This window comes from uncultured Pseudomonas sp., assembly GCF_913777995.1.
GTDB lineage: Bacteria > Pseudomonadota > Gammaproteobacteria > Pseudomonadales > Pseudomonadaceae > Aquipseudomonas.
The window spans coordinates 75,166-88,732 of sequence record NZ_CAJYVE010000028.1; the positions used below are offsets into that span (position 1 = coordinate 75,166).

Annotated in this window: 12 protein-coding genes; 10 read left to right on the top strand and 2 right to left on the bottom strand. The window is 62.0% G+C overall.

Translation table 11 applies throughout. The features are described 5' to 3' along the window. The first annotated feature begins 17 nt into the window (after nt 1–17). Nucleotides 18–2,603: a Fe/S-dependent 2-methylisocitrate dehydratase AcnD gene (gene acnD / locus QZ497_RS12335; RefSeq protein ID WP_295475076.1), complete on the top strand. Its 2,586-nt coding sequence runs from the start codon at nt 18–20 to the stop codon at nt 2,601–2,603. 67 nt (nt 2,604–2,670) lie between these two features. Continuing rightward, nucleotides 2,671–3,861, top strand: coding sequence for a 2-methylaconitate cis-trans isomerase PrpF (prpF, locus tag QZ497_RS12340; protein WP_295475079.1), 1,191 nt, complete (start codon nt 2,671–2,673; stop codon nt 3,859–3,861). A gap of 25 nt (nt 3,862–3,886) precedes the next feature. On the opposite strand, the gene yfcF is transcribed toward prpF, so the two are convergent. Beyond that, nucleotides 3,887–4,516 carry a glutathione transferase gene (gene yfcF / locus QZ497_RS12345; RefSeq protein WP_295475082.1) on the bottom strand — a complete coding sequence of 210 codons (630 nt, stop codon included), beginning with the start codon at nt 4,514–4,516 and terminating at the stop codon, nt 3,887–3,889. Between the two features lie 97 nt (nt 4,517–4,613). After that, nucleotides 4,614–5,432, bottom strand: coding sequence for a pyruvate, water dikinase regulatory protein (locus QZ497_RS12350; protein ID WP_295475085.1), 819 nt, complete (start codon nt 5,430–5,432; stop codon nt 4,614–4,616). Between the two features lie 215 nt (nt 5,433–5,647). On the opposite strand from QZ497_RS12350, the gene ppsA reads away from it, so the two are divergent. From ppsA to QZ497_RS12390, 8 genes are all read left to right on the top strand, one after another. After that, nucleotides 5,648–7,969 carry a phosphoenolpyruvate synthase gene (gene ppsA, locus QZ497_RS12355; RefSeq protein ID WP_295475088.1) on the top strand — a complete coding sequence of 774 codons (2,322 nt, stop codon included), beginning with the start codon at nt 5,648–5,650 and terminating at the stop codon, nt 7,967–7,969. Between the two features lie 102 nt (nt 7,970–8,071). After that, nucleotides 8,072–9,064: an alpha/beta fold hydrolase gene (locus QZ497_RS12360; protein WP_225915519.1), complete on the top strand. Its 993-nt coding sequence runs from the start codon at nt 8,072–8,074 to the stop codon at nt 9,062–9,064. 282 nt (nt 9,065–9,346) lie between these two features. Continuing rightward, on the top strand, nt 9,347–9,838 hold the full coding sequence (rraA, locus tag QZ497_RS12365; protein ID WP_060477730.1) for a ribonuclease E activity regulator RraA: 492 nt from the start codon (nt 9,347–9,349) through the stop codon (nt 9,836–9,838). A gap of 27 nt (nt 9,839–9,865) precedes the next feature. Next, entirely contained in the window at nt 9,866–10,861 is a 996-nt protein-coding gene (locus QZ497_RS12370) for a zinc transporter ZntB (RefSeq protein WP_060477729.1), read from the top strand. 93 nt (nt 10,862–10,954) lie between these two features. Continuing rightward, nucleotides 10,955–11,218 (top strand): hypothetical protein, encoded by a 264-nt coding sequence (locus QZ497_RS12375; RefSeq protein ID WP_060477728.1) that lies wholly within the window; start codon nt 10,955–10,957, stop codon nt 11,216–11,218. A 2-nt stretch (nt 11,219–11,220) separates the two neighbouring features. Further along, the gene (locus QZ497_RS12380) at nt 11,221–12,045 is read left to right on the top strand and encodes a mechanosensitive ion channel domain-containing protein (RefSeq protein WP_060477727.1); all 825 of its coding nucleotides are present in this window, start codon (nt 11,221–11,223) and stop codon (nt 12,043–12,045) included. A gap of 113 nt (nt 12,046–12,158) precedes the next feature. Next, nucleotides 12,159–12,725: an RNA polymerase sigma factor SigX gene (sigX, locus tag QZ497_RS12385; protein WP_060477726.1), complete on the top strand. Its 567-nt coding sequence runs from the start codon at nt 12,159–12,161 to the stop codon at nt 12,723–12,725. A gap of 109 nt (nt 12,726–12,834) precedes the next feature. Further along, on the top strand, nt 12,835–13,567 hold a 733-nt coding region (locus QZ497_RS12390; protein ID WP_295475103.1), incomplete at its 3' end, for an OmpW family outer membrane protein.

Consider the following 13,567-nt stretch of genomic DNA (forward strand, 5'->3'; position numbering starts at 1 on the left):
GACCGAGTCCGTCGACCATGAATGTTCAATACCGCAAAGCGCTGCCCGGCACCGGGCTGGATTATTTCGATGCCCGCGAGGCGGTGGAAGCCATTACTCCCGGTGCCTGGGCAGGGCTGCCTTATACCTCTCGCGTGCTCGCCGAGAACCTGGTGCGCCGCTGTGCGCCCGAGACCCTGCAGGCCTCTTTGCGCCAGTTGATCGAACGGCGCCGCGAGCTGGACTTTCCGTGGTTTCCGGCGCGGGTGGTGTGCCACGACATTCTTGGCCAGACCGCGCTGGTCGACCTGGCCGGCCTGCGCGACGCCATCGCCGCCCAGGGGGGCGACCCGGCGCAGGTCAACCCGGTGGTGCCGGTGCAATTGATTGTCGACCACTCCCTGGCAGTGGAGTGCGGTGGTGACGATCCGCAGGCCTTCGAGAAGAACCGCGCCATCGAAGACCGCCGCAACGAAGACCGTTTCCATTTCATCGACTGGACCCGTAAGGCGTTCAAGAACGTCGAGGTAATTCCGCCGGGCAACGGCATCATGCACCAGATCAACCTGGAGAAGATGTCGCCGGTGGTGCAGGTGCGTGATGGCGTTGCCTTTCCCGATACCCTGGTGGGTACCGACAGCCACACCCCGCATGTCGACGCCCTGGGGGTGATCGCCATCGGTGTCGGTGGGCTGGAGGCCGAGAACGTGATGCTGGGCCGCGCCTCGTGGATGCGCCTGCCGGATATCGTCGGGGTGGAGCTGAGCGGGCGGGTCGGGCCGGGCATCACCGCCACCGATGTGGTGCTGGCGCTCACCGAGTTTCTGCGCAAGCAGAAGGTCGTGGGCGCCTACCTGGAGTTTTATGGCCGTGGTGCGGCGAGCCTCACCCTGGGCGACCGCGCGACGATTTCCAACATGGCCCCGGAATACGGAGCCACGGCGGCGATGTTCGCCATCGACGAACAGACCCTGGACTACCTGCGCCTGACCGGGCGTGAGGAGCAGCAGGTGCAGCTGGTCGAGCACTACGCGAAAACCGCCGGCCTGTGGTCGGCGAGCCTGGCCGAGGTGCAGTATGAGCGTGTGCTGCATTTCGACCTGTCCACCGTAGTGCGCAACATGGCTGGCCCGTCCAACCCGCATGCCCGAGTGGCGACCCGCGATCTGGCGGCGCGGGGCATCGCCGGGGCGTGGCAGGAGGTGCCGGGACAGATGCCCGATGGCGCGGTGATCATCGCCGCGATAACCAGTTGCACCAATACCAGCAACCCGCGCAACGTGATCGCTGCCGGCCTGCTGGCCCGCAACGCCAATCGCCTGGGGCTGACCCGTAAACCGTGGGTCAAGTCATCGTTGGCACCGGGCTCCAAGGCGGTGGCCCTGTACCTGGAAGAAGCCGGCCTGGATACCGAGCTGGAACGCCTGGGCTTCGGCGTCGTGGCCTTCGCCTGCACCACCTGCAACGGCATGTCCGGCGCCCTGGACCCGAAGATCCAGCAGGAAATCATCGACCGCGACCTGTATGCCACGGCGGTGCTCTCCGGCAACCGCAACTTCGACGGACGTATTCACCCCTACGCGCGCCAGGCGTTCCTGGCCTCGCCGCCGCTGGTGGTGGCCTATGCCATTGCCGGCACCATCCGCTTCGACATCGAGAAGGACGTGCTGGGTGTGGTCGATGGTCGGGAGATTCGTCTCAAGGACATCTGGCCCAGCGATGAAGAAATCGACGCGGTGGTGCGTGCGGCGGTCAAGCCCGAGCAGTTTCGCAAGGTGTACATCCCGATGTTCGCCATCGAGGCCGAGCACGCCCAGGTGGCGCCGCTCTATGAATGGCGCCCGCAAAGCACTTACATCCGTCGCCCGCCGTACTGGGAGGGTGCCCTGGCCGGCGAGCGTACGCTCAAGGGCATGCGCCCGCTGGCGGTGCTGCCCGACAACATCACCACCGATCACCTGTCACCGTCCAACGCCATTCTGGCCAGCAGTGCGGCGGGTGAATACCTGGCGAAGATGGGCCTGCCGGAACAGGACTTCAACTCTTACGCCACGCACCGTGGCGACCACCTGACCGCACAGCGCGCCACCTTCGCCAATCCGCAACTGGTCAACGAAATGGCCGTGGTCGACGGTCAGGTGAAGAAGGGCTCCCTCACTCGTATCGAGCCGGATGGCCAGGTGACGCGCATGTGGGAGGCGATCGAAACCTACATGGCGCGCAAGCAGCCATTGATCATCGTCGCGGGCGCCGACTATGGCCAGGGCTCGTCCCGCGACTGGGCGGCCAAGGGCGTGCGTCTGGCCGGGGTGGAGGCCATCGTCGCCGAGGGCTTCGAGCGTATTCACCGCACCAACCTGGTGGGTATGGGGGTGCTGCCGCTGGAGTTCCTGCCCGGCACCAGCCGCCTGACCCTGGGTCTCGACGGCAGTGAGGTCTTCGATGTGATCGGCGAGCGTACCCCGCGTGCGACCCTGACCCTGGTCATCACCCGGCGCAACGGCGAACGCCTGGAGGTACCGGTGACCTGCCGCCTGGACACCGCCGAGGAGTCGTCCATCTACGAGGCTGGCGGTGTGCTGCAGCGCTTTGCCCAGGACTTCCTCGCCGGGGACGTGGCCTGATGTCGGCCGTACGGCACGCGGCCTGCAGCGCCGATGCCATTCCAACCTGTTATGACGGAGCCCGTTCATGAACCATTCACCGCAACTGCGGATTCCCGCGACCTACATGCGCGGCGGTACCAGCAAGGGAGTGTTTTTCAGCCTCCAGGATCTGCCGGAGGCGGCGCAGCTTCCGGGGCCGGCCCGCGACGCGCTGATGCTACGGGTGATCGGCAGCCCCGACCCCTACGAGAAGCAGATCGACGGCATGGGCGGCGCCACGTCGAGCACCAGCAAGACGGTGATCCTGGCGCGCAGCACGCGGCCCGAGCATGACGTCGACTACCTGTTCGGCCAGGTGGCCATCGACAAAGCGTTCGTGGACTGGAGCGGCAACTGCGGCAACCTTTCGGCGGCGGTGGGAGCCTTCGCCATCCACAGCGGCCTGGTGGATGCCGCGCGCTTGCCCGCCGATGGCGTGGCGGTGATCCGCGTGTGGCAGGCCAATATCGGTAAGACCATCCTCGCTCATGTGCCGATGCGTGACGGTCAGGTGCAGGAAACCGGTGACTTCGAGCTGGACGGGGTGACGTTCCCGGCGGCGGAGGTGCAACTGGAGTTTCTCGACCCGGCGGCGGACGAGGAGGGCGAGGGTGGTTCGATGTTCCCCACCGGGCGGCTGGTCGACGAGCTGCAGGTTCCCGGCCTGGGCGCGCTGCAGGCCACACTGATCAATGCCGGCATTCCTACGGTGTTCATCAATGCCCGTGACATCGGTTACAGCGGCAGCGAGTTGCAGCCGGACATCAATGGTGATCCCAAGGCTCTGGCCTTGCTGGAAAGCATTCGCGCCATCGGCGCGGTGCGCATGGGGCTGATCGCCCATGTCGATGAGGCGCAGCGCCGTCAGCATACCCCCAAGGTGGCCTTCGTCGCGCCGCCGGCCAGCTATACCGCGTCCAGCGGCAAGGCGGTGCAGGCCGAGGATATCGACCTGCTGGTGCGTGCCGTGTCGATGGGCAAGCTGCATCACGCGATGATGGGGACCGCGGCAGTGGCCATCGGTACCGCCGCTGCCATCCCCGGCACCCTGGTCAACCTTGCAGCAGGGGGTGGGGCCCGCAACGCGGTCCGCTTCGGCCATCCGTCCGGCACCTTGCGGGTCGGTGCCGAGGCGGTGCAGGTGAACGGCCAGTGGCAGGTCACCAGGGCAATCATGAGCCGCAGTGCGCGGTTGCTGATGGAAGGTTGGGTGAGAGTGCCCGATCCTGGTCTGTAGGCGTCGGCCGCGAAATGCCGATGCATCAAGCGCGTGGCAGGTCCAGCCATTGCTGCACCGAAGGCCGTTGCCACTGGCGCGCGGCGTAGTCTGCGAGCCTGGCGGGAACCGGGTCGCCGTTGAGCACCAGGCGGTTGAGCATTACCGCCAGTTCCACGTCGGCGATCGACCATTCGCCAAATAGGTATTCACGGTCGTCCGACAGCAGGGCCAGTGCGGCCTTGAACAGCTTGTCCGCTGCCTGCTGGGCATCGGCGGACAGGGGCGCGACGACCCGGTGCCCGCAGAACACCACCAGGGTATTGCGCTCACTGCGGATCGGCAGCAGGTCGCTGCGCAGCCAGGCCTGCACCTGGCGGGCTTTGGCCCGCGCCTGCACAGCCTGAGGATAAAGGCGCTGGCCGGGGAAGCTTTCGTCCAGGTATTCGGTAATGGCCGAGGATTCGGAGAGCGCGAAATCGCCTTGCACCAGCGTCGGCACCCGGTGCGTCAGCGACAGGCCGGCATAGTGCGGCTGGTGCTGGGCGGCGTTGTCGAGGTCCACCTGCACGGTCTCGAAGGCCAGCCCCTTTTCGCGCAGGGCGACGAAGGCCGAAAGGGCGTAAGGGCTGACAAAGCGGGCGTCGACGTAAAGGTGCAGCGGCTCAGGGTGCATGGGCATCTCCTTATGATGGAGTGCCCAATGTAGAGGGCCGTCGGCAGGCTGGGAAATTCCGTCTTGCTATGCCGGCATTCCCATGCGGAATGCGTACCTACTTGAAACGTCGCTCCACGCCTTTTTCCACCAGCACCTTGGCCGAGATTTCTTCCACCGAGAAATGCGTGGAGTTGAGGTGCGGGATGTTCTCGCGGCGGAACAGGTTCTCTACCTCACGGACTTCGAACTCGCACTGCGCATAACTGGCGTAGCGGCTGTTGGGCTTGCGCTCGTGGCGGATGGCGGTCAGGCGGTCGGGGTCGATGGTCAGGCCGAACAGCTTGTCGCGATGGTTCTTCAGCGCCGCCGGCAGTTGCAGGCGTTCCATGTCTTCTTCGGTCAGCGGGTAGTTGGCGGCGCGAATGCCGAACTGCATGGCCATGTACAGGCAGGTCGGGGTCTTGCCGCAGCGCGACACGCCGACCAGGATGATGTCGGCCTTGTCGTAGTAGTGGGTGCGCGCGCCGTCGTCGTTGTCCAGGGCGAAGTTCACCGCCTCGATGCGTTCCATGTAGTTGGAGTTGTGACCAATGGAATGCGACTTGCCCACCGAATACGAGGAGTGTGAACTAAGCTCCTGTTCCAGCGGGGCCAGGAAGGTCGAGAAGATGTCGATCATGAAGCCATTGGAAGTGGCCAGGATCTCGCGGATTTCCTGGTTGACGATGGTATCGAAGATGATCGGCCGGGCCTCGTCGCGTTCGGCAGCCTGGTTGATCTGCATGACCATGGCCCGGGCCTTCTCGACGCTGTCGATGTAGGGGCGGGTGAACTTGTTGAAGGTCGTGTTTTCAAACTGTGCCAGCAAGCTTTGACCAAGCGTTTCGGCGGTGATGCCGGTGCCATCGGAGATAAAGAACGCGGATCGTTTCATTTGCGACTCTGGCCTTAAGCTGATGACGATTCTTGGATATGATAGGCGCGCTTGCGGGCCCTGATGGCCTGCATTCTCGCTTTTTCCAGGTTCGGGCCACAAGCGTCCGCGCACATGAGCTTTTCCCAGACAACGAACAACTAGTTAGTGGAGAGATCACCTTGGTAGAGTACGTAGTTTCCCTCGATAAGCTCGGCGTCCATGATGTAGAGCACGTGGGGGGCAAGAACGCATCCCTGGGCGAGATGATCAGTAACCTCGTCGGTAAAGGCGTGTCGGTACCGGGCGGCTTTGCCACTACGGCTCAGGCATACCGCGACTTCCTCGAGCAAAGTGGCCTGAACGACAAGATCCACGCGGCCCTCGATGCCTTGGATGTAGACGACGTCAACGCCCTGGCCAAGACTGGCGCGCAAATCCGCCAATGGGTGATGGAGGCTGAATTCCCGGCACGCCTTGATTCGGAAATCCGAACCGCGTTCGCCGAAATGTCCAAGGGCAATGACAATATCGCTGTGGCCGTGCGTTCCTCGGCCACCGCCGAAGACCTGCCGGACGCCTCGTTCGCCGGTCAACAGGAAACCTTCCTGAATATCCGTGGCGTCGACAACGTGATCCGTGCGGCCAAGGAAGTGTTCGCCTCGCTGTTCAACGACCGTGCCATTGCCTATCGCGTCCACCAGGGCTTCGACCACAAGCTGGTGGCCCTGTCCGCAGGCGTGCAGCGCATGGTCCGCTCCGAAACCGGTACCGCTGGGGTGATGTTCACCCTCGACACCGAGTCGGGTTTCCGTGACGTGGTGTTCATCACCGGCGCCTATGGCCTGGGTGAAACCGTGGTGCAGGGTGCGGTCAACCCGGACGAATTCTACGTTCACAAGCAAACCCTCAAGGCTGGCCGCCCGGCCATCCTGCGCCGCAACCTGGGTAGCAAGGCCATCAAGATGGTCTATGGCGATGAAGCCAAGGCCGGCCGCTCGGTCAAGACCGTGGAAGTCGAGCGTGCCGAGCGCGCGCGTTTCTGCCTGAGCGACGAAGAAGTCAACGAGCTGGCCAAGCAGGCGATGATCATCGAAGAGCACTACCAGCGCCCGATGGACATCGAGTGGGCCAAGGATGGTGACGACGGCCAGCTGTACATCGTCCAGGCCCGCCCCGAGACCGTGAAGAGCCGCGCCAGCGCCAACGTCATGGAGCGTTACCTGCTCAAAGAAAAGGGCACCGTTCTGGTGGAAGGTCGCGCCATCGGCCAACGCATTGGTGCAGGCAAGGTGCGTGTGATCAACGACGTGTCCGAGATGGACAAAGTGCAGCCGGGCGACGTGCTGGTTTCCGATATGACCGACCCGGACTGGGAGCCTGTGATGAAGCGCGCCAGCGCCATCGTCACCAACCGCGGCGGGCGTACCTGCCACGCCGCTATCATCGCGCGTGAGCTGGGCATTCCAGCCGTAGTTGGTTGCGGCAACGCCACTCAGGTGCTCAAGGACGGTCAGGGCGTGACGGTGTCCTGCGCCGAGGGCGACACCGGTTTCATCTTCGAAGGTGAGCTGGGCTTTGACGTCAAGCAGAACTCGGTGGATGCCATGCCAGAGCTGCCGTTCAAAATCATGATGAACGTCGGCAACCCCGACCGTGCCTTCGACTTCGCCCAGTTGCCCAATGCCGGCGTTGGTTTGGCGCGCCTGGAGTTCATCATCAACCGTATGATCGGCGTGCACCCCAAGGCACTGCTGAACTACGCCGGGCTGCCACCGGAGCTTAAAGAGAGCGTCGACAAGCGTATCGCCGGTTATCACGACCCAGTCGGCTTCTATGTCGAAAAACTGGTGGAGGGTATCAGCACCTTGGCTGCGGCCTTCTACCCGAAAAAGGTCATCGTGCGCCTGTCGGACTTCAAGTCCAACGAGTACGCCAACCTGATTGGCGGAAAGCTTTACGAACCGGAAGAAGAAAACCCGATGCTGGGCTTCCGCGGGGCTTCGCGATACATCAGCGAGTCGTTCCGTGACTGCTTCGAGCTCGAGTGCCGAGCCCTCAAGCGCGTGCGCAACGAGATGGGTCTGACCAACGTCGAGATCATGGTGCCGTTCGTGCGGACCCTGGGCGAGGCCAGCCAGGTGGTCGATCTGCTGGCTGAAAACGGGTTGGCCCGTGGCGATAACGGTCTGCGCGTAATCATGATGTGCGAACTGCCGTCCAACGCGATCCTTGCCGAAGAGTTCCTCGAATATTTCGACGGTTTCTCCATCGGCTCCAACGACCTGACTCAGCTGACCCTGGGCCTGGACCGCGACTCTGGCATCATTGCCCACCTGTTCGATGAGCGAAACCCTGCGGTGAAGAAACTGCTGGCCAACGCCATTGCCGCGTGCAACAAGGCTGGCAAGTACATCGGCATCTGCGGTCAGGGCCCCTCGGACCACCCGGACCTGGCCAAATGGCTGATGGAACAGGGCATCGAAAGCGTGTCGCTGAACCCGGATTCGGTTCTTGAAACCTGGTTCTTCCTGGCCGAAGGCCAAGGCGCGGCCTGATACGGTAAATTGCGTGGGCGCATCTGGCGCGCCCACGCCTGGTTTTTTCCAGGGCGGGTTCCAGCGATGGATCACGCCCTTTTTTGTGCATCAAGCAACCTTATGCAAAGCAGCAGCAATCTTTTTCCCGTGGCCTTGCTCAGTGCCGAGCGCCGCGGTGACCTCAGTGAAGACGTATATCGCATCAAAGCCGGCAACAGCCCCGACGCCAGCGTCGAATTGGCTGTGACCCGTCTGGGGCTGGCCGATCATGGCCGGGCCGAGGGGGTGCCGGTAATTCTGCTGCACGGTAGCTTCTCGAACCGGCGTTTCTGGTATTCGCCCAAGGGTATTGGCCTGGGCGCAGAACTGGCGCGGGCCGGGTTCGATGTATGGGTACCTGAGATGCGCGGGCATGGTTTATCGCCGCGCAACAATGCCTGGAAGCACAACAGCGTGAGCGACTACGCACGCTATGACTTGCCGTTGATCGCAGCATTCGTGGCTGAACAAACCGGGCAGGTGCCGCACTGGGTCGGCCACTCGCTGGGCGGTACGACGTTGGTCGCGGCCCTGGGTGGTGGCTACCTCAGGGCTGACCAAGTGGCCAGCCTTGCGTTGTTCGGTACCCAGGTCAGCCGGGTGTACTGGCCTTTGAAGGTGCCGCCGCTAACCTGGGGTGCGAAGCTGTTGCTCAAGCGTTGGGGGCAGATTTCGGGGCCGCGCTTCAAGCGTGGGCCGGAGGACGAGCCGATTGGCGTGGCCCTGGAGAGCATGCGATGGCACGGCCTGTTTGGACGTTTTGGTGACAAACAGGGCGACTGGTGGGCGGGCTTGGCCGAGGTTGATGTGCCGCTATTGGCCGTGGCCGGGGCCGGCGACTTCCAGGACCCGGTGTGGGCCTGCCGTAAGCTGTTCGACCAGTTCGGTGGCGAGCGCAAGCAGTTCCTGCGCCTGGGCGTCGAACAGGGCTTCGAGGCCTTCGGTCACGTCGACATGCTGGTAAGCAAGGCGGCACAGGCGCAGGTCTGGCCGTTGGTGCAGCGCTGGTTGCGCGACCCGCTGGTGCCGGTACATGAATCGACGGTGGTGCGCGAGGCGGTGCCTGTCAGCTGAATACGTTTCACTGATACTCGATGCATGGCGGCTACGCGGGTTTTGGGGTTGTAAGGGCTCGTTTTGGTAGCAACTGGCTTGCCGACCTGTACCGGCCGCTTAGCGGGTAAACCCACGTATTGGGCTCATTTGCATGCATGCGTAGCATCTGTGGCGGCCGGCTCAACCGCGAAGAATCCAATGCGGGTGAAACATGACCTGCCGGTCTCGGATGACTACACCCGCGTCTACGGTGTAGCCTTGGCCAACACCCGCTTTCGTTGTGACTGACAGGAGCTTCCCATGCAGCATTACGTAACGCCCGACCTGTGTGACGCCTACCCGGACTTGGTCCAGGTGCTCGAACCTATGTTCAGCAACTTCGGTGGCCGTGATTCATTCGGTGGCCAGATCGTCACCATCAAATGCTTCGAAGACAACTCCCTGGTCAAAGAGCAGGTCGAGCTCGATGGCACTGGTAAAGTCCTGGTGGTCGATGGGGGAGGCTCGCTGCGTCGTGCGCTGCTCGGTGACATGCTCGCTGAAAAGGCAGCGAAAAATGGTTGGGAAGGCCTGGTGATCTATGGTTGCGTCCGCGATGTGGACGTGCTGATTCAGACCGACGTCGGGGTGCAAGCCTTGGCCAGCCATCCGATGAAAACCGACAAGCGCGGCATAGGCGACCTCAACGTGGCGGTCACTTTTGCAGGTGTCACTTTCCGCCCTGGTGAATACCTCTACGCCGACAACAATGGCGTGATCATCTCGCCAAGCCCACTGAAAATGCCGGAGTAACGCGCTGCTGGCGCTGATGGAGCTTTGATGTTCGAGGAAGACAACGCGCAGTGGGGGCTGGTGCATGCCCTGGTGCTCGATGGTGAAGGCGGCGCACGTGCTATTGCCCGCACCGAGCTGGATGGCCTGCAATTGCAGCCTCAGGAAAGCTTGTGGTTGCACTGGGATCGCAGTCATCCGCAAACGCGCAGTTGGCTGTTGCACGATAGTGGCTTGAGCGAGTTCGCTTGCGACTTGCTGCTCGAGGAAAACACCCGGCCGCGCTTGCTGCCTCAGCCCGGTGAACAGCTGCTGTTGTTTTTGCGTGGGGTCAACCTCAATCCGGGCGCAGAGCCTGAGGACATGGTCTCGGTGCGCATCCATGCGCAGGCGCAGCGGGTAATCTCGCTGCGCTTGCGGCCGCTGCGTGCCAGCGATGAAGTGTTGCAGCAACTGGAGGAGGGTAGAGGGCCGAAATCGGCGTCCGAACTGTTGCTGCTGATGGGCGAACTGCTGACCGAGAAAGTCCAGAGCCTGGTCAGCGACCTCTCAGAACTGGTCGACCTTGAAGAGGAAAAAGTCGAGTCCGACGAGAGGTACACCCCGGAGCATGGCAGCCTGCAGCAAATCCGTCGCCGTGCGGCGGGCTTGCGGCGGTTTCTGGCGCCGCAGAGGGAGATCTATGCGCAGTTGTCGCGCAGCAAATGGAGCTGGTTCTGCGATGCCGACGCCGATTACTGGAACGAGCTCAACAACAGCCTTATCCGCTACCTCGAAGAGCTCGAACTGACCCGCGAACGGGCAGCGTTGGTGCTGGAGAGCGAGGATCGCCGCCTCAACGAGCGGATGAACCGCACCATGTACCGTTTCGGCATCATCACTTGCATCTTCCTGCCCATGAGTTTCATCACCGGGTTGCTGGGCATCAATGTCGGTGGCATACCAGGGGCGAGCAACCCTTACGGCTTTTTGTTGGCGTGCATCGTGGTGTTGGCGCTGGCAGTGGGGCAGTGGTGGTTGTTCCGGCGGTTGCGTTGGGTATGAAGGTGCCGAGCGATCTTGAAACATTCGTTGCAGTGCGATGTGTGACCCATCGCCCGGCCATCTCGTCTCTGACTGACAATGCGCGAGGTGCCCATGCACGATCCGTTTGAACAATCTTTGCGTGACCTGCTCAACGCATCGCCCTCCGGTGAGGAGCGAGACGATGCCGCGTGCCTGGGTCGCGTGCTGAAAACCGCCAACCGCCAGGTCGGTGCCGGCGATCTGTTCAGCCTGCTTGGCCGCTGGAGCCAGGCATTGCTGATCGCCGTGAACAATGGCTCGGCGCACGTCGCGCCGGTGCGTCGACACTCTACCCGCAACGCTGCCGCTGGCAGCAAAGCAGATAAGGCCGATTGAATATGGAACTCGATCTCTGGACCCAGAGCCTGGTCACTGCGATGACCGCCCTATGGACCAAGGTAGCGAACTTCATCCCCAACCTGTTCGGCGCGCTGGTCGTGGTGCTGCTCGGTTTTGTCGTGGCCAAGCTGCTCGACACGCTGCTTTCCAAACTGCTGGCCAAGTTCGGCCTGGACCGCCTGATGGCGGGCACCGGGTTGACCAAGATGCTTGGCCGGGTTGGCATCCAGGTACCGATCTCGACGCTGATCGGCAAGATCGTCTACTGGTTCGTGCTTCTGATCTTCCTGGTTTCGGCCGCTGAATCCCTCGGCCTTGAGCGGGTTTCGGCCACTCTGGACATGCTTGCTTTATACCTGCCCAAGGTATTTGGCGCAGCGTTGGTGCTGCTGGCCGGCGTGCTGTTGGCGCAGGTGGCCAATGGCTTAGTGCGTGGCGCTGCCGAGGGTATCGGCTTGGAATACTCCGCCGGCCTTGGGCGCATCACCCAGGGCCTGGTGATCATCATCAGCATCTCGGTGGCGATCAGCCAGCTCGAGGTCAAGACCGACCTGCTCAACCATGTGATCGTCATCGGGCTGATTACCGTTGGTCTGGCCGTTGCGCTGGCCATGGGCCTCGGCAGCCGCGAAATCGCCGGGCAAATTTTGGCGGGCATTTATGTGCGTGAACTGTTCCAGGTCGGCCAGCAAGTGCGCGTTGGAGAGGTCGAAGGCATGATCGAGGAGATCGGCACGGTCAAGACGACCCTGCTGACCGATGAGGGTGAGTTGGTATCGCTGTCCAATCGCGTGCTCCTTGAGCAGCGAGTCAACAGCCGCTAACCGCACAAAAGCTGTTAATGTATGCCGCCGCGAAATCAGCCCAAGGGGGCTGAGCGGCGACATTGACCTGACTGTCGGCCAGACCTGTTTTGAATAAAGTTCATTCGCCGCCCATGCGTTATGACCCCCGCGAACTCACCGACGAGGAGTTGGTGGCGCGTTCGCATGAGGAGCTGTATCACGTTACCCGCGCCTATGAGGAGCTCATGCGGCGCTACCAGCGGACCCTTTTCAACGTCTGTGCGCGTTACCTAGGGAACGACCGCGATGCTGATGATGTCTGTCAGGAGGTGATGCTGAAGGTGCTGTATGGCCTGAAGAACTTCGAGGGTAAGTCCAAGTTCAAGACCTGGCTCTACAGCATTACCTACAACGAATGCATTACCCAGTACCGCAAGGAGCGTCGAAAACGCCGGTTGATGGATGCCTTGAGCCTGGACCCTATAGAAGAGGCGTCCGAGGAAAAGGCTCCGAAACCGGAAGAAAAAGGCGGGCTGGACAGGTGGCTGGTGCATGTGAACCCGATCGATCGGGAAATTCTGGTGCTGCGTTTTGTCGCAGAGCTGGAGTTCCAGGAGATCGCCGACATCATGCACATGGGCTTGAGCGCAACGAAAATGCGCTACAAGCGCGCCCTAGACAAGCTTCGTGAGAAATTTGCCGGATTGGATGAAACTTAGTCCGCAGCAAATATCTCTAACGAATCGGTGAGTTCTGCTAGACTTGCCGTCGAGTTGTCCCCCCGGATTGGTGGGACTGCTTAACTATCACCAGATGGGGATTTAACGGATGAAACTGAAAAACACCTTGGGCTTGGCCATTGGCTCGCTCGTCGCTGCTACTTCGTTCGGCGTTATGGCTCAAGGCCAAGGCGCGGTCGAAATCGAAGGCAACGTGACCAAGCAGTACTACGACAGCGAGCGTAACTTCAAGAACGACGGCACCAACCCTGGTGTTCGTCTGGGTTACTTCCTGACTGACGACGTATCCCTGGACCTGGGCTACAACGAAACTCACAACGCCCGTGGCGAAGTCTTCAACAAGAACATCAAAGGTTCGAAGGCCAAGCTGGACGCTACCTACCACTTCGGTACCGTTGGCGACGCTCTGCGTCCATACGTATCGGCTGGCTTCGCTCACGAGAGCCTGGGCCAAGCCACTCGTAACGGCCGTGACCACTCCACCTTCGCCAACGTTGGCGCTGGCGCCAAGTGGTACATCACCGACATGTTCTTCGCCCGTGCTGGCGTTGAAGCCAACTACAACATCGACAGCGGCTACACCGAGTGGGGTCCGTCGGTTGGTGTTGGTCTGAACTTCGGTGGCAGCGGTGGCAAAGCTCCAGCTCCAGCACCAGCTCCAGTTGCTGAAGTTTGCTCCGACTCGGACAACGACGGCGTTTGCGACAACGTCGACAAGTGCCCAGACACCCCAGCCAACGTTACCGTTGACGCTGATGGCTGCCCGGCTGTTGCCGAAGTCGTTCGCGTTGAGCTGGACGTCAAGTTCGACTTCGACAAGT

Excerpts from the sequence above, each read along its gene's own strand:
- QZ497_RS12380 (WP_060477727.1), top strand. The coding sequence starts at position 11,221 with ATGGAACTCGATCTCTGGACCCAGAGCCTGGTCACTGCGATGACCGCC.
- sigX (WP_060477726.1), top strand. The coding sequence starts at position 12,159 with ATGCGTTATGACCCCCGCGAACTCACCGACGAGGAGTTGGTGGCGCGT.
- yfcF (WP_295475082.1), bottom strand. The coding sequence starts at position 4,516 with ATGCACCCTGAGCCGCTGCACCTTTACGTCGACGCCCGCTTTGTCAGC.
- QZ497_RS12350 (WP_295475085.1), bottom strand. The coding sequence starts at position 5,432 with ATGAAACGATCCGCGTTCTTTATCTCCGATGGCACCGGCATCACCGCC.
- acnD (WP_295475076.1), top strand. The coding sequence starts at position 18 with ATGAATGTTCAATACCGCAAAGCGCTGCCCGGCACCGGGCTGGATTAT.
- QZ497_RS12360 (WP_225915519.1), top strand. The coding sequence starts at position 8,072 with ATGCAAAGCAGCAGCAATCTTTTTCCCGTGGCCTTGCTCAGTGCCGAG.
- prpF (WP_295475079.1), top strand. The coding sequence starts at position 2,671 with ATGAACCATTCACCGCAACTGCGGATTCCCGCGACCTACATGCGCGGC.
- QZ497_RS12370 (WP_060477729.1), top strand. The coding sequence starts at position 9,866 with ATGTTCGAGGAAGACAACGCGCAGTGGGGGCTGGTGCATGCCCTGGTG.
- QZ497_RS12375 (WP_060477728.1), top strand. The coding sequence starts at position 10,955 with ATGCACGATCCGTTTGAACAATCTTTGCGTGACCTGCTCAACGCATCG.
- rraA (WP_060477730.1), top strand. The coding sequence starts at position 9,347 with ATGCAGCATTACGTAACGCCCGACCTGTGTGACGCCTACCCGGACTTG.